Origin of the sequence: Rhodospira trueperi (genome assembly GCF_900101965.1) — a bacterium.
GTDB lineage: Bacteria > Pseudomonadota > Alphaproteobacteria > Rhodospirillales > Rhodospirillaceae > Rhodospira > Rhodospira trueperi.
Genome location: NZ_FNAP01000018.1, coordinates 32,307 through 46,722, shown reverse-complemented (window position 1 = coordinate 46,722; position 14,416 = coordinate 32,307). Strand labels below are relative to the sequence as shown.

Genomic DNA, 14,416 nt, shown 5'->3' with positions numbered 1-14,416 from the left:
TCTTTGGTCCACATCGTGCGTCGCTCGGCTGTTCATACCAAGCACCTTGAATCACGCACCCAATCCGGGCGCAAGACCCTTTTGGGTCAGGCTCTGAGCGACAGCGCCAAAAACACCCTGAAAAAAAGTGGGCCGCTCAAAATCGAGGATAGCCTTCTGTTTTCGCTCACAAACCACTGATCCGTCCAAAACCCGGTGACCGATCCGGGGTGATCCGGCCATCCGGCCCCAGGGCCACGGTTGCGTCGGCAGCGATCCACACATGTGGATGCGAACCCGCCGGGGAGGCCGGCAACAACGCACTGGCGAGAGCGGCCGGGGTCGTCCCTCTCATGGCTCGGTCCTCTGGAACTGACCACGCGCCGAGACCATGCCCAAGACGGCCCCGCCATGGCAACGGACCGGCCGTCCGAGGCGGCGACCGCGTCACCGCAACACGAACCGGATGGTGACGCGGGCGGTGGCGGAGACCGGAATGCCGGCCCGGGTCGCCGGGCGGAACCGCCAGCCTTCCACGGTTCTCGCGGCGGCCCGATCCAGGATGCCGGACCCGCTGCTGCGCGCCACGGTGACCTGCTCTGCGGTCCCGTCTGGCGAGACCCTGACAGACAGCACAACGGTTCCCTCCTGGCCCAATGTCCGGGCCCGCTGTGGGTAGGCGGGGGCCGGGTTCCGGGCACTTCCCAGGGTGTAGCCCGGGGGCTGAAGGGGATCGCCCGCGCCGGCACCCGGAGCGCTGCTCGCCCCGGCCGGTGCGGCCATCATCGACGCCCGGATCGGACGCGTCGGGCCGGGCGCGGTCCGGTGCGCCGCATCCTGGGTCGCAGGCGTGGAGCGGCGCGGTTCGACCCTTTGGGGCTCGGGCGGTCGCGGGGCTGGTGGCGGTGGCGGCCTTGGTTCAGGAGGGGATTCAGGCTCGGGCTCTGGTTCCGGCGCCGGTTCGGGTATGGGCTCTGGGTCCGGTATGGGGTCGGGCGCCGGTTTCGGCGTGGGCTCCTGTATCGTGTCCGAAGCGGGCTGTTGCGCTGTCTCTGGCGCGGGCTCCGGTGCGCCTCCGCCGCCCCCGGGGGGACCCGCCAGCATGACCGCGATCACCGGCGGCCCGACGGGCTCAGGCTCCGGCGCGGACCCCGGGCCCAGAAGAACGGCGGCCGCGAGCGCCACATGAATCCCCACGGAGGCCAGACCGGCCACCGCAACCTCGTGCGGCCGCACCCGGCGCACCGGTGGCGCTGGACGGTCTGACCGGGTCAGCGGCAAGGCCACATCGTCGCGCATGGCCGTGTCCGTCCCCGTCAGGAGGCATGACGATGCTCTTCGGGGCGATGCTCTCCGGCCTCCAGCCGCCGGACCGGGGTCACCACCGGCACGGACCGGACGTGCCCCTGCCCGAACTGGACGGCGTAGGTCCGGTCGAGCCACGGGGATCCGAGAACCTCATCCGCTGGTCCGGCCATAACCACCCGGCCCCCATCCATCAGCACCAGGTGCTCGCAGGCGCGGGCGGCCAGCGACAGGTCATGCAGGACCACGACCACTGCCCGGCGCTCGGCGCGGGCCTCATCTCGCAGCATTTCCATCACCGCGAGTTGGTGGCCGGGGTCCAACGCCGCCACCGGCTCGTCGGCCAGCACCACGGCCGTCTGCGCGGCCAGCACGCGCGCCAGCAGAACGCGGGCCCGCTCGCCGCCCGACAGGGTGGTGACGGTGGCGTCCGCGAACCGGGTGCTGTCGGTCTTGGTTAGGGCCGCGTCCACCTCCGCCGTATCCGCGCGGGACAGCGACGACCAGGGACCGAGATGCGGCAGGCGGCCGAGTTCGACCGCGCGGCGCGCGGTGACGGGCCAGTGGACGTCCTGACACTGGGGCAGATACCCGACCAGCCGCGCCCGCGTGCGGCTGCCGGGACGCGGCAGCGGCGCGCCGTCCAACGTCACCCGTCCCGCATGGGGCAGGACCCCGGCGATCGCGCGCAGCAGGGTGGACTTGCCGGCGCCGTTGGGGCCGATGACACCGGTGACGGCGCCGCGCGGCGCCTCCAGCGAGACGCCGTCGACGAGAGATCGGCCGCCGACGCGCACTCCGACGTCCTCAGTCGCAAGGCCGGTCATGGCATGGTTCTCCATTGCCGCAACACGAGGGTCAGGAAGAACGGCGCCCCCAGCATCGCCGTCAGCACCCCGACCATGACCTCCTGGTGGGTCGGCAGGATGCGCGCCAGGGTATCGGCGACGGTGACCAGCGCCGCGCCGCCCAGGGCGCTCGGGATCAGCAGGCGGCTGGGTTGATGGCCGACGAAGGGCCGCATCATGTGCGGCACCACCAACCCGACGAAGCCGATGGCGCCGGAAACGGACACTGCGGCACCCACCACCAGCGCGATGCCCAGGATCACCAGCGCCCGCAGGCGCCCCAAGTGGATGCCCAGGGTCTGCGCCGTCTCCTCGCCCAGGGTCAGGGCGTTCAGCCCGCGCGCGGTCGCCAGCAGCAAGGTCCCGCCCACCAGCAGGAACGGCAGCACCAGCACGACCTCGTCCATCGACCGGTCCTTGATGGACCCCATCAGCCACAGCACCATCTCGTTCAGAGCATAGGGGTTGGGGGCCAGGTTCAGCGCCAGCGACGTCAAGGCGCCGGCGAGGCTCGACAGGGCGATCCCGGACAGGATCAGGGTCAGGGTGCCGGGTGCCCGGCGGGCGATCAGCAGGAGGACCAGCGTGGTGGTCGCGGCCCCCAGAATGGCGGTCGCCGGCAGCGCCCAGTCGGCCCAGGCCATCAGCCCGAAGTGAAAGGCGATGACGGCGCCCAGCGCCGCGCTCGACGACACGCCGATCAGGCCGGGCTCGGCCAGGGGATTGCGCAGCAGGCCTTGCAGGGCCGCGCCAGCGAGACCCAGGGCGGCGCCCACCTCCAACGCCAGCAGGGTGCGGGGCAGGCGCACCTCGCGCACGATGGCCGTGGCCACCGGATCGCCAAAGCCGGCCAAGCCCTCCAGCACCGTCAGAGGTCCATAGGGCACATAGCCGATCATCAGGCCGGCGAGCGCGCCGACCAGTCCTACGGCTAGAACGGCCATCACGACGGGAACGCGGGCGCTCATGGTCGGGGCTCCGCCGCGTTCAGGCGGTCCAGTCGCTCATGCAGGAAGGCCGCCGCCTCTTCCAGGATCCAGCTGCCGCAAATCCATGTCTGGCCCGGCACCTCGATCCGGTCAATCCGCTCGGCCCGGCGGGTGAAGGCCGGATGGTTGCCGAACGCCCGCCCCACGCCGGCATGGGGCGAGTCAAAGAAGCTGGTGACGATCAGGTCGGGCGGGGCGGCGATGAACCGCTCCAGGTTCCAGGAGGTCCACCCGGTCAAGCCGGCCTCGGTGGCCTGGTTGCGCAGGCCGGCGGCCTCCATCAGCGTGGCGACGAACGCGCCCTCCGCCGCCGTGCCGCCGCCCGGCCGCAGGTACAGAGACAGACGGTCGCGGCCGGGCGCGGCCAGACGCAAGGCTTCCACCCGCGCCACAAAGCGCGCGGCCAGCGCGTCCCCGCGCTCGGGGTGGCCCAGGGCGCGGCCGATGTCGCGGGTCATGGCCGCGATGGCCTCCATGTCGTTCAACGTCGGAATCCGGACGACCCGCACGCCGAACCGTTCCAGAAGGCGGGCCGTGGTGTGGTCGGTCCACGCGTTCGTGATGAGCACATCCACGCCGGCGTCCAGATACGTCTCGGCCGCGTTGGGCCGACGCGGATAGGCCGCCGCGTCCTTGGCCAGCAGCGACAGGCGTGGATCGGTGGCCTGCGGCGACAGGACGGCTATCTGTGCCGGGTCCGCCAGCGCCAGAACGTACTGATCGCCGCACAGCGTGGCGGACGCGACGCGCGGCAACGGCGCCGCGTCCACACGGACGACCATCCCCCAGGCGAGGGCAATCGCCAGCAGGAGCGTGCCGCCGCGCCGCGCGGGCCGCATCATCCACCCCCGCAAGGGTTGCCATGCCCGGTGCGGTCCAGGGGATCCGGATCCAGTCCCAGGTATCGGCGCCGGAGGTCATCCCACAGGTCGAGGCGGGACCAGTCCGGCGCTTCGGTGATGACCTCGCCCGGCTCCAGGAACGGATGCGGCAGGAACACCGTCATCTGGTTCTCGTCCTTGCCGTTGAACAGCCGCACCTGCCAACTGCGCGGGGTCCCGTCCGGGCGCAGCATCCGCGCCAGTTCGGCGCGGTGGGTCCGTCGATGCCGGGCGAGGTCCGGGTCGGTGGGCCGGTGCGGCATGCCCTTGTTCTCGCCGATGCAGACGTGGAAGTGCCACGCGCCCAGGTCCACGGTCGCATAGCCATCCAGAAGGCTGATCCGGCGCGGCGGTTCCGAGAGCTGAATCTCGTAGACCGCGCCTTGGATCAGCGTGCCGAAGACGATGCGGTCCCAGGCGCCCTCGAACAGGTCCTTGAGCAATCGGAACAGCGTCGCCTCGTCGGTCGGCAGCGGGAAGATCTCCACCCGGCCGGCGCCCGGTTCCTCCATCATGTACGGAACGGCCGGGGATGCGGTGATCGTTTGCGTCGTCATGGGCATGCCTCCTCAAGGTGGTCTGCGCGCCCGGGATCAGAACCGCACCGTGACCCCGCCGTAGACGGCGCGGCCGGCCGTACCGTACCCGGGCGTTTCCTCGTAGTCGGCATCGAACAGGTTTTCCACGCGGCCATGCACGGTAACGGTGTCGAGCACGTCGTAGGCCAGCCGCACGTCGGCGGTCCAGAACGCGTCCGCCTTGGCGCCGAAGCGGGTGATGCGGTCGCGGTAGCGCACCCCGACGTTGACCATGGCCTCAGGCAGGAACCGCCATGTCACGGAGGCCGTCGCCTGGTTGTTCGGAACATTCTCCAGGCGCTTTTTGGTCTCATCGTTGATGGCGTTCTGCCACGTGTAGCCGAACGAGACGTCCACGGTGTCCAGCGGACGGGCGGACACGGCGACCTCGACACCCTGCGTGAACGCCTCGTTCACGTTGACGTAGCCGCCAGCGAACGGGCATCCCGGCTTCTGGCCGGCACTGGTGGCCCAGTCGATCTGGTCTTCGGCGCTGTTCTGGAAGTAGGTCACATGACCGACGAGGCGGTCGGCCCACAATCTCTGGTCCACACCGACGTCCCAGCCCTGACTGGATTCCGGGTCCAGATCCGCGTTGCCGTAGCAAGGGTCGTAGCGCTCGTAGAGCGAGGGCGTCTGCCATGCGGTGGCGTAGCTGCCGCGCACCGTGGTGCCGGTCTGTTCGATCGTGTAGGCCGCGCCCAGACGATAGGTGAACTCCGACCCGAACGTCTCGTGCTCGTCCACCCGTCCGCTGGCCGACAGGTCCAGGCCCTCCAGCGGGGTCACGCCGAGGCTGATGAAGGCGCCACCCTGCCACATATCCTCCTCGGTCAGCGAGACCGCCCGCATCTGGCTCGGCGCGTTGATCTCGATGCGTTCCCGAGTGGCGTCAGCACCGAACTCCAGCGAAACACCATCGCTCGCCGCCCACGTGCCCACGTAGTCGATGCGCATCTTGCCGCCATAGTAGGAATCGTTGCCGCGTCCAGCGCCGTTGAAGTCGCGCGTCGTCAGCGCGTCGGAGAGCCCCAGTGTGTGGATGAGCGTGTCGTCCAGCATCTCCAGCGTGGCCGCCCCGCGCACGAACCGCTTCGTGTGGTTGTCGATGCCGTCGGTGTCGCCGGTCGAATAGTCCCATTGGATGTGTTCGCGGAGGTAGTGGCCGACGACATCAAAGCGCAGATCCTCGGTGGCCTGAATGCCCAGGCGGCCGCCGATCGAGGCGGACCAGGACGGGTCGTCCTCCCGTCCACCCCGGTTCTTGTTGTAATCGGAAAAGCCTTCCGTATGGGTGCCACCGGCCGACAGGCGCAGGTCCACCGGACCCTGCGCGCCGGACACGGTGCCGCTCACCCGCTTGGTGTCGTAGCCGCCGTATTCGGTCCTGAGCTGACCGGACAACGGCCCCGTGGCCGGTTTGGTCGTGATGTTGATGACACCGCCGGCGTTGTCCGCGCCGAAACGGCCAGGGCGGGCGCCCCGCAGCACTTCGATGCGGTCGATGTCCATCATCATCTGGCCGTCGGTCTGAAACTGTGACTGGGCCTGGCTTGTGTCGCTGACCTCGATGCCGTCGATGAACACGCGGGTATTGCGCGGACCCAGGCCCCGGATGCCGATGGGCCGGGGGTTGGCGCCGCGCCGCCCGCCGAGGTTGAGGCCGGGCACCAGTTCCAGGGCCGTGTCCAGGCGGCGGATTTGCTGGTCCTCGATGTCCTTGGCGGTGACCGTCGTTTCGCTGCCAGTGGTACGCTCTTGCGGCACGCCCTCCAGGCGGGGCGCGGTCACCGTGATGGTGGTGTCGGCGACGGTTTCGGTCCCGTCGTCGGCGTCCTCGGCCGCGCGAAGAACCGTGGGGGCCGATATCGCCAGAATGGATGCAAGCGTGAGGCGGGACGCAGTGGTCTGCCAGGACGCGGAAGACGAGGACGGACGGGAAGGACTCATGGGCGCGCACTCCATCGCCGGGGCGGCCCATGGGCGCACGCGGGGTGCCGTTCGGCACGTTCTCCCCCCTGACCCGCACCACGCCGCCCCAAAAGGGTTGACGACGGACGCCGCCCACCAGCGAACGGCCCAGCGCGTCACGACCGCACGAGACTCTCTTCGCTGCACAGTGCTGGCTTTGGCGGAGAAGGCGCTTGGTGCGCAGCTCTCGACAAGCCTCGGCGACGTCCAAACGGCGCGTCACCGCAACGGCTTGCCCGCACCCTCGGCACACCCCGACCGTGGGTAGAGTGACGCTGTCGGTGGCAGGTCTCCTGGCTCGCGGGTCTTCGATCCGAACCACCTTCCCCGATCCCGGATGGGACCGAGTGGCCTCTCGGAACGGATCTCGCCGCTCACAGTTGCGGGGGCAGCCACGGCTTGCGGTCCCATTACGGAACCGCTCCGTCGTTCCCTTTTCACCTCCGGCCCAAGGGCCGCGAGGAACCACCAACGCCGTCACCTTTAGGCGCCGCTCGTGGGCCTGTCAAGCCAAGCGCTCGGGGGCCAGCAGTTCCCTTCGGAGGCCGTACGGCCAACATGAGACCTGCTGCCAGGAGGGACGTGTCGGCCTCCCCCCCCCCTTTCACAAGGCCGCCCGGCGAAAACGACTGAGCCGGGGGCCCGGTGCGGTGACCGACTGAACGCCAAGCTTAGGGCTGGCGCGTTGAATCACATGGGTTTTTTCTGCGGGGTCTCGGACATCGCCCACGAAAAAAAAGGCGCCCTGAAGGCGCCCATTAACATCTTGATTTGTCTTCGGAAAAATGGTGCCGCCGGGGTGAATTGAACACCCGACCCCACCCTTACCAAGGGTGTGCTCTACCCCTGAGCTACGGCGGCGCCAGACGCGCCTGTGGCCCGGCGGCGCGATGGCCGGCCCGGGCAGGGCAAGGCGGGTTTTCTAGCCGCTGGGCGGGGGCATTGCAACCCCTTTTCGGCGTGCGCCGACATCCCATATTGGGGGCGAGGGATCGAAGAAAGTACCTTAGGTGGATGACAGGCCGGGGCTCCAGACGCGAACCGGGCGCTCTTCCCCGACTTAGGGGCGTTCCGGCGAGCAGTTTTGGTCCGTCTGCCTCCCGGGGCGCCAAGCGGCCCCCCACCTTGAAGGGCCTGACCGTGTTCGCGGGCCGTCAGGCCGGTCTCAAAACTCCGTCTCGGACGTCGCGGGCAGCCGGACCCCCGGCACGGCGGAGATTCCTCTTGCGCGCAAGGCCGGCATTTCCTAATGTCATGTCGTTCGGGCTCTGGCCGGACGCAACTCATCCCTCCTCCATCGATCATCCACGCTGTCCGCGTCGCCCGACGCAGAGGCGGACGTCCGACGATAGCAGGATGATGCCTGGCCCCCTGACACGACGCGGTCCCGTTGACCGCGTCCGGTTTCCTGGCCCGTTTGTTTCCTTTCCGTTGCCGACAGGCGTGATGGCCCGAGCCTTGGCCCGGTGTCCAATGCCGCACAGGCGTATGCAACCGGAGCGGTGGGCCGACCGGAACGGTCTCCCAGGGCCCTTTCTTCCTTTTTCCCGCGCGACCGCCGAGACAATCATGCAGCTTCAGGATCTGAAAAAGAAAACCCCCAAAGACCTTCTGGCATTCGCCGAAGAGCTTGAGATCGAAAACGCGAGCACCCTGCGCCGTCAGGAAATGATGTTCGCGATCCTCAAGCAACTGGCCGACAACGACACGGCCATTTTCGGTGAGGGCGTGCTGGAAATCCTCCAGGACGGCTTCGGCTTTCTACGATCACCCGAGGCAAACTACCTGCCTGGCCCCGACGACATTTATGTCTCGCCCAGCCAGATCCGGCGCTTCTCTCTGCGCACCGGGGATACCGTCGAGGGCCAGATCCGCGCTCCCAAGGATGGCGAGCGTTACTTCGCGCTGCTCAAGGTCAACACGATCAATTTCGAAGAGCCGGACCAGGTCCGTCACCGCATCAACTTCGACAACCTGACGCCGCTGTATCCGGACCAGAAGCTGGGCCTGGAAATCGACGATCCGACCCGCAAGGATTACACCACCCGCGTCATCGATCTGGTGACCCCCCTGGGCATGGGCCAACGCGCGCTCATCACCGCGCCGCCGCGCACCGGCAAGACGATGGTGTTGCAGAACATCGCCCACGCCATTTCCGCCAATCACCCCGAAGCCTATCTCATGGTGCTGCTGATCGACGAGCGGCCCGAGGAAGTCACCGATATGGACCGCTCGGTGCGCGGCGAGGTGGTCAGTTCCACCTTCGACGAGCCGGCCAGCCGTCACGTCCAGGTCGCCGAAATGGTGATCGAGAAGGCCAAGCGGCTGGTTGAGCACAAGCGCGACGTGGTGATCCTGCTGGACTCCATCACCCGACTGGCGCGCGCCTACAACACCGTGGTGCCCAGCTCCGGCAAGGTGCTGACCGGCGGTGTCGACGCCAACGCCCTGCAGAAGCCCAAGCGGTTCTTCGGCGCCGCCCGCAACATCGAGGAAGGCGGCTCGCTGACCATCATCGCCACGGCGCTGATCGACACCGGCTCGCGCATGGACGAGGTCATCTTCGAGGAGTTCAAGGGCACCGGCAACTCCGAGATCATCCTCGACCGCAAGCTGGCGGATCGCCGCGTCTTCCCGGCCATCGACATCACCCGCTCCGGCACCCGCAAGGAAGAGCTTCTGGTGCCTAAGTCGACGCTGTCGAAGATGTGGGTGCTGCGGCGTATCCTCATGCCCATGGGCGTGCAGGACTCCATGGAATTTCTGCTGGGCAAGCTGAAGGACACGAAGAATAACGCGGACTTCTTCGAGTCGATGAACAGTTGATGCGCGGTTGGCGGCTTGGCGGACGCCCGTCCGCCACCTGCGTCTGTGTTTGATTGGAATGAAACGGTGCTCCAGTGACAGGGGCACCGTTTTCTGTTTTTTCGGTCGGGGTTGTCGTCAATTTTCCTTCAATTCAACCCAATCCCGTTCCGACGATTTGGGCCATCCGAAGGACACGGATCGACCCATCGTTTGACGCTCGAAAGAAGGGGGCCCGCATCCGTCCAATACGCCGGCACCCCTCACCTGAACAATATCCGCGCGAGTCTCTGGGCTTCGAATGGCGAAAATTAAGTCCGAACGGGTGAGGTCGCGCCTGTTTATCATCAATAAGAAGCAAATAAACGCGGGTGAAATATTAAATGCAAATCCATATCATTCTTCAGTGATATTGCTATTCGGAGAGCCCGTTGGCATCATGATATAGCTTCTTCGGCGCCGCAACTGATTTTTCGATGTCTTCCGTTGCGGGACATCGGCCGGAGAAGAGCTGGAGGTACGATCATGAGACAGGATCTCCAACGCATCAGAACGCTGACCGCCTCGACCTCGCCCTGTGTCGCGGCCATCGCGGAAAGCGAGGGCATGGTGCCGATGCTGGCGGCCGCCTGGACGGAAATGACCCTGCGCCAGCCTTACGGGTCCCAGACCATTCGCGAGGTTCTCGACCGGGCCGCCGTGACGGCCAATCGTCGGGGCGATTCCAGCGCGGCGGCGCGGTATCAGTCCGCCCTGCGCGATTTCGACCGCTCCTTCGAAGCGCGATGAGAGCGGCAAGCGCGAGCTTGTGGCGCCGGGACCCGGGCGCGCCTGCAACCGGGGTGATTCCGGCCGGCGAAACCGCCACCCGGATCGTCGGCCGGGATCAGGCGGGTTTGGTGCTTCCTGGATCGTAGCGGGCGCAGAACGCGGCGATGTCGAGCGCCCGGAAATCGCCGAGTCGCGCCCGCAGCGTGTCGTGATCCCAGTCCCACCAGCGGATCCGCCCCAGGGCGGCCACGATGTTCGCCGGGAAGCGCGCCCGGATCGGCTTGGCCGGCACCCCGGCCACGATGGTGTAGGGGGCGACATCCCGGCTGACCACCGCGCCGGCGCCCACCACCGCGCCGTCCCCGATGGACACACCGGGCAGCACGATGGCGCCGTGGCCGATCCAGATATCGTGGCCGATGGTCACGGGCGAGGCGCGGCGCCAGTCGAAGAACGCCGCGTCGTCCTCGCCCAGGTCGAACTTTCCCGCCCGATAGGTGAAATGGTGCTGGCTGGCCCGGGTCATGGGATGGTTGCCGGGATTCAGGCGGGTGTGCGCGGCGATGGAGACGAACTTGCCGATGGTGGTGGCGAACGCCTCGCTGTCGTTGCAGATGTAGCTGTAATCGCCCATGGACACTTCGGTCAGGTTGACTCGCTCCTGCACTTCGGTCCAGCGACCCAGCGTGCTCTTCGTGACGGTGGCCGTGGGATCGACGGTCGGCCGTTCGGACAGCGTGCCGGCGCTCATGCGGCGGTCTCCCGGCGCTCCAGGGTGAACAGGCGGGCGCCGACGGCGGCGCGGACCTCTGCGTCATGGAAGATCCCCACCACGGCGGCGCCGTCGTCGCGGGCCTCGCGGATCAGGTCGACGACGATGTCCCGGTTGGCGCGGTCCAGCGAGGCCGTCGGCTCGTCCAGCAGCAGGATGGGACGGGCCGAGACGAATCCGCGCGCCACGTTGACGCGCTGTTGCTCGCCGCCGGAGAACGTCGCCGGGGCCAGCGACCACAGACGTTCGGGAATGTTCAGGCGCGCCAGCAGCGCCCCGGCGCGCGCACGGGCCGCCGTCCGCTCCTCGCCCAGCGCGATCAGGGGCTCGGCCACCACGTCCAGGGTCGGCACGCGCGGGATCACCCGCAGGAACTGACTGACATGGGCCATGGTGTGGCGCCGCACGGCCAGCACATGGCGCGGCGGGGCGGTGACCATGTCCACCCAGTCGCCGCCGTGGCGCACCATGACATGGCCGGCGTCGGGCCGGTAGTTGGCGACCAGGGTGCGCAACAGGGTGGACTTGCCGGCCCCGGACGGACCGTGCAGGGCCACCACCTCCCCCGCGCGCACCGTCAGGGTGATGTCCCGGAACACGGGGATCGCCGTTCCGCCCTGGGTGTGGAGGACGAAGGTCTTGGTCAGGCCCCCGGCCTGGATCATAACGTCGTCGGGAAGGATCATGCTTGCAGCACCGAGGACACGAGAAGCTGGGTATAGGGATGGTGCGGGTCGTCCAGAACCTGATCGGTCAGGCCATGCTCGACCGCGCGACCGTCCTTCATCACCATCAGCCGGTGCGCCAGCAGGCGGGCCACCGCCAGATCATGGGTGACGATGACGGCGGCCAGCCCCAGGCGGGTGACCAGATCGCGCAGAAGGTCGAGCAGGCGCGCCTGGACCGAGACGTCCAGGCCACCGGTGGGCTCGTCCATGAACACCAGCCGGGGGCCATTGACGAGCACACGCGCGAGCTGAAGGCGTTGCTGCATGCCGCCGGAGAAGGTGACGGGCCGGTCGTCCAGGCGGTCGTTCTCGATTTCCACCCGCGCCAGCCAGTCGGCGGCCTGGGCGCGGATGTGGCCGTAGTGGCGCGCGCCGACGGCCATGGGGCGCTCGCCGATGTTGGCGCCGGCCGACACACCCATGCGCAGGCCGTCGCGCGGGTTCTGGTGCACATAGCCCCACTCGGTGCGCATCAAGAGGCGGCGGCGACCTTCCGGCAGGGCATGAACGTCCAATCCCGGGCCATTCCCGTTCGGGCCATAGAGCACAGTGCCGGTATCCGGGGTCAGGTCGCCGGACAGGCAGCGCAGCAGGGTCGTCTTGCCGGAGCCGGACTCGCCCACAACGCCCAGCACCTCGCCGGCATACAGGTCGAACGACACGTCGTCACAGGCGCGACGGGCGCCGAACGCCTTGCCCAGGCCGGAGACGGCCAGCAGGGGGCGCTCCGCCTCCATCAGGGGCGCCGCGTTCATGGCGTTCCCTCCCCGTCGGCTTCGCGCGACACCGCCGTCATGGTTTCGGACAGCGCGGCCCCGGCGGCGCTGGCGGCGGCCGGCCCCTCGTGGCCGGCGGCGCGGCGGCCGGCGCAGTAGTCGCTGTCGGAACACACGAACAGCCGCCCGCCGGCGTCGTCGGTCACCACCTCGTCGAGATAGCTGTCGTCCGCGCCGCACAGATCGCAGACGCGGTCCCAGCTCTGCACCTCGAACGGATGGTCCTCGAAGTCCAGACTGACCACGCTGGTATGGGGCGGCACGGCGTAGATGCGCTTTTCGCGTCCGGCGCCGAAAAGCTGAAGAAACGGCGCGTCGTGCATTTTCGGATTGTCGAACTTGGGGATCGGCGACGGGGCCATGACGTACCGCCCATTGACCATCACCGGATAGTCGTAGGCCTTGGCGATGCGCCCATACTGAGAGATGTCCTCGTACAGCTTGACGTGCATCACGCCGTAATCGGCCAGGGCGTGCATGCGCCGGGTCTCGGTCTCCCGCGCCTCCATGAAGCGCAGGGGCTCGGGGATGGGCACTTGATAGATCAGGATCTGGTCCGGCCCCAACGGTGTTTCCGGAATGCGGTGGCGGGTCTGGATCAGCGTGGCCTCGGTCGTGTGCTCGGTGGTGCGGACACCGGTCACGCGGCGGAAGAAGCGGCGGATGGAGACGGCGTTGGTGGTGTCGTCGGCGCCCTGGTCGATGACCTTCAGCACGTCGTCCGGCCCGATGATGCTGGCGGTGACCTGGATGCCGCCCGTGCCCCAGCCGTAGGGCAGTGGCATCTCGCGCCCGGCGAAAGGCACCTGATAGCCCGGAATCGCCACCGCCTTGAGCACCGCGCGGCGGATCATGCGCTTGGTCTGCTCGTCCAGGTATCCGAAGGTCACGCCGCTGTCGTGCTGAGTCATGAGTCCGCCCCTTCTCCGGTCTCGGCGGCCCGGCGCATGCGCCGCACGGAGTCCAGTTCGGCCTGGAAATCGACGTAGTGTGGCAGCTTGAGGTGCTGCACGAAGCCGCTGGCCTCCACCACGTCGGCGTGGGACAGCACGAACTCCTCATCCTGGGCCGGGGCAACCACGGGCTCGCCCAGGTCCGGCGCGCGCAGGGCGCGGTCCACCAGGCTCATGGCCATGGCCTTGCGCTCATTGAACCCGAACACCAAGCCGTAGCCGCGCGTGAATTGGGGCGGCTTGGTCTTGCTGCCCTGGAACTGGTTGATCATCTGGCATTCGGTGGCGGTCACGGTGCCGATGGTGACCGGGAAGCCCAGGTCCTCGGGGATGATTTCGACCTCCACCTCGCCCATGCGGATTTCGCCGGCGAACGGGTGGGTGCCGCCGTGGCCGCGCTGACTGGAGTAGCCTAGCGAGAGCAGAAAGCCCTCGTCTCCCCGCGCCAGCACCTGAAGGCGCATGGCCCGGCCGGCGGGGAAGGTCAGCGGCTCGCGCGTCAGGTCGGGAACCGGGGCGTCGGGATTGTCCGCGTCCGGGTCACTCTCCGGTTCGATCAGGCCGTCGGCGCCCAGAATGTCGGTCACGCGCGGCATGTCGGGGTCCAGCGGCGCCTCGGCCGGCGGCGGCGGCTCGGCGAGGGGCTCGTCCTCGGCGGCGAGCGCGAAGTCGAGCAGGCGGTGGGTGTAGTCGAAGGTGGGACCCAGCACCTGCCCGCCGGGCAGGTCCTTGAAGGTCGCCGAGATGCGCCGACGCACGACCATGCGCGCGGTGTCGAGGGGGCGCGTCGCGGCCAGCCGGGGCAGGGTGGTGCGGTAGGCGCGGACCAGGAAGATGGCCTCGGCGACATCGCCCCAGGCCTGCTTCAGGGCCAGGGCGGCCAGATCGGGATCGTACAGCGAGCCCTCGGCCATCACGCGGGCCACGGCCAGGGCCATCTGGTCGCGGATCTGGTCCAGCGACAGCGCGGCCACGCTCCGGTCGCCCCGGCGCAGATCGGCAAGCTGGGCGTGGGCGGCGTCGATGGCGGCCTCGCCGCCCTTGACCGCGACGTACATGG

General features: G+C 68.4%; 14 protein-coding genes, 1 tRNA gene and 1 riboswitch. Of the genes, 3 read left to right on the top strand and 12 right to left on the bottom strand.

Translation table 11 applies throughout. The annotated features are described in order from the left end of the window. A partial coding sequence (locus BLS85_RS19335; protein WP_218128478.1) for a hypothetical protein occupies positions 1 to 180 on the top strand: 180 nt, incomplete at its 5' end. Positions 181 to 426: 246 nt separating this feature from the next. Here the strand turns inward: BLS85_RS19335 and BLS85_RS19655 are convergent. The 7 genes from BLS85_RS19655 to BLS85_RS16860 form a co-directional block, all read right to left on the bottom strand. Further along, on the bottom strand, positions 427 to 762 hold the full coding sequence (locus BLS85_RS19655; protein ID WP_281242575.1) for an energy transducer TonB: 336 nt from the start codon (positions 760 to 762) through the stop codon (positions 427 to 429). A 533-nt stretch (positions 763 to 1,295) separates the two neighbouring features. After that, positions 1,296 to 2,111, bottom strand: a complete 816-nt coding sequence (locus BLS85_RS16885; RefSeq protein WP_092787912.1) for an ABC transporter ATP-binding protein — start codon at positions 2,109 to 2,111, stop codon at positions 1,296 to 1,298. Further along, complete coding sequence (locus BLS85_RS16880) at positions 2,108 to 3,100, bottom strand: FecCD family ABC transporter permease (RefSeq protein ID WP_092787911.1); 993 nt, start codon at positions 3,098 to 3,100, stop codon at positions 2,108 to 2,110. Before BLS85_RS16880 ends, BLS85_RS16885 begins: the two co-directional genes overlap by 4 nt. Continuing rightward, positions 3,097 to 3,963 (bottom strand): ABC transporter substrate-binding protein, encoded by an 867-nt coding sequence (locus tag BLS85_RS16875; protein WP_245699273.1) that lies wholly within the window; start codon positions 3,961 to 3,963, stop codon positions 3,097 to 3,099. The genes BLS85_RS16880 and BLS85_RS16875 overlap by 4 nt, the downstream gene beginning before the upstream one ends. Continuing rightward, positions 3,960 to 4,559, bottom strand: a complete 600-nt coding sequence (locus BLS85_RS16870) for a DUF7676 family protein (RefSeq protein WP_092787910.1) — start codon at positions 4,557 to 4,559, stop codon at positions 3,960 to 3,962. The genes BLS85_RS16875 and BLS85_RS16870 overlap by 4 nt, the downstream gene beginning before the upstream one ends. 36 nt (positions 4,560 to 4,595) lie before the next feature. Further along, positions 4,596 to 6,530 carry a TonB-dependent receptor plug domain-containing protein gene (locus BLS85_RS16865; RefSeq protein ID WP_176793852.1) on the bottom strand — a complete coding sequence of 645 codons (1,935 nt, stop codon included), beginning with the start codon at positions 6,528 to 6,530 and terminating at the stop codon, positions 4,596 to 4,598. A 287-nt stretch (positions 6,531 to 6,817) separates the two neighbouring features. Next, positions 6,818 to 7,036: riboswitch (cobalamin riboswitch) on the bottom strand. A 301-nt stretch (positions 7,037 to 7,337) separates the two neighbouring features. Continuing rightward, positions 7,338 to 7,412 (bottom strand) — tRNA-Thr (locus tag BLS85_RS16860). Between the two features lie 708 nt (positions 7,413 to 8,120). On the opposite strand from BLS85_RS16860, the gene rho reads away from it, so the two are divergent. After that, positions 8,121 to 9,377: a transcription termination factor Rho gene (gene rho / locus BLS85_RS16855; protein ID WP_176793850.1), complete on the top strand. Its 1,257-nt coding sequence runs from the start codon at positions 8,121 to 8,123 to the stop codon at positions 9,375 to 9,377. A 504-nt stretch (positions 9,378 to 9,881) separates the two neighbouring features. Next, a complete protein-coding gene (locus BLS85_RS16850; protein ID WP_092787907.1) occupies positions 9,882 to 10,145 on the top strand; it encodes a hypothetical protein in 264 nt (87 codons plus the stop codon). A gap of 97 nt (positions 10,146 to 10,242) precedes the next feature. Here BLS85_RS16850 and BLS85_RS16845 read toward each other — a convergent pair whose 3' ends face one another. From BLS85_RS16845 to BLS85_RS16825, 5 genes are read right to left on the bottom strand one after another with little or no spacing between them, the layout of a single operon-like run. After that, a complete protein-coding gene (locus BLS85_RS16845; RefSeq protein ID WP_092787906.1) occupies positions 10,243 to 10,878 on the bottom strand; it encodes a DapH/DapD/GlmU-related protein in 636 nt (211 codons plus the stop codon). Further along, positions 10,875 to 11,585, bottom strand: a complete 711-nt coding sequence (gene phnL / locus BLS85_RS16840; RefSeq protein ID WP_092787905.1) for a phosphonate C-P lyase system protein PhnL — start codon at positions 11,583 to 11,585, stop codon at positions 10,875 to 10,877. The genes BLS85_RS16845 and phnL overlap by 4 nt, the downstream gene beginning before the upstream one ends. Next, the gene (phnK, locus tag BLS85_RS16835) at positions 11,582 to 12,382 is read right to left on the bottom strand and encodes a phosphonate C-P lyase system protein PhnK (RefSeq protein ID WP_092787904.1); all 801 of its coding nucleotides are present in this window, start codon (positions 12,380 to 12,382) and stop codon (positions 11,582 to 11,584) included. The genes phnL and phnK overlap by 4 nt, the downstream gene beginning before the upstream one ends. Beyond that, the gene (locus tag BLS85_RS16830) at positions 12,379 to 13,314 is read right to left on the bottom strand and encodes an alpha-D-ribose 1-methylphosphonate 5-phosphate C-P-lyase PhnJ (protein ID WP_092787903.1); all 936 of its coding nucleotides are present in this window, start codon (positions 13,312 to 13,314) and stop codon (positions 12,379 to 12,381) included. Before BLS85_RS16830 ends, phnK begins: the two co-directional genes overlap by 4 nt. After that, positions 13,311 to 14,414, bottom strand: coding sequence for a carbon-phosphorus lyase complex subunit (locus BLS85_RS16825; protein ID WP_092787902.1), 1,104 nt, complete (start codon positions 14,412 to 14,414; stop codon positions 13,311 to 13,313). The genes BLS85_RS16830 and BLS85_RS16825 overlap by 4 nt, the downstream gene beginning before the upstream one ends. Positions 14,415 to 14,416: the final 2 nt, after the last annotated feature.

What these genes read in the sequence shown, in the direction of transcription:
- BLS85_RS16865 (WP_176793852.1), bottom strand. Translation starts at nt 6,530, where the DNA reads ATGAGTCCTTCCCGTCCGTCCTCGTCTTCCGCGTCCTGGCAGACCACT.
- BLS85_RS16870 (WP_092787910.1), bottom strand. Translation starts at nt 4,559, where the DNA reads ATGACGACGCAAACGATCACCGCATCCCCGGCCGTTCCGTACATGATG.
- BLS85_RS16875 (WP_245699273.1), bottom strand. Translation starts at nt 3,963, where the DNA reads ATGATGCGGCCCGCGCGGCGCGGCGGCACGCTCCTGCTGGCGATTGCC.
- BLS85_RS16850 (WP_092787907.1), top strand. Translation starts at nt 9,882, where the DNA reads ATGAGACAGGATCTCCAACGCATCAGAACGCTGACCGCCTCGACCTCG.
- rho (WP_176793850.1), top strand. Translation starts at nt 8,121, where the DNA reads ATGCAGCTTCAGGATCTGAAAAAGAAAACCCCCAAAGACCTTCTGGCA.
- phnK (WP_092787904.1), bottom strand. Translation starts at nt 12,382, where the DNA reads ATGAACGCGGCGCCCCTGATGGAGGCGGAGCGCCCCCTGCTGGCCGTC.
- BLS85_RS16885 (WP_092787912.1), bottom strand. Translation starts at nt 2,111, where the DNA reads ATGACCGGCCTTGCGACTGAGGACGTCGGAGTGCGCGTCGGCGGCCGA.
- BLS85_RS16830 (WP_092787903.1), bottom strand. Translation starts at nt 13,314, where the DNA reads ATGACTCAGCACGACAGCGGCGTGACCTTCGGATACCTGGACGAGCAG.
- BLS85_RS16825 (WP_092787902.1), bottom strand. Translation starts at nt 14,414, where the DNA reads ATGTACGTCGCGGTCAAGGGCGGCGAGGCCGCCATCGACGCCGCCCAC.
- BLS85_RS19655 (WP_281242575.1), bottom strand. Translation starts at nt 762, where the DNA reads ATGGCCGCACCGGCCGGGGCGAGCAGCGCTCCGGGTGCCGGCGCGGGC.
- phnL (WP_092787905.1), bottom strand. Translation starts at nt 11,585, where the DNA reads ATGATCCTTCCCGACGACGTTATGATCCAGGCCGGGGGCCTGACCAAG.
- BLS85_RS16845 (WP_092787906.1), bottom strand. Translation starts at nt 10,878, where the DNA reads ATGAGCGCCGGCACGCTGTCCGAACGGCCGACCGTCGATCCCACGGCC.
- BLS85_RS16880 (WP_092787911.1), bottom strand. Translation starts at nt 3,100, where the DNA reads ATGAGCGCCCGCGTTCCCGTCGTGATGGCCGTTCTAGCCGTAGGACTG.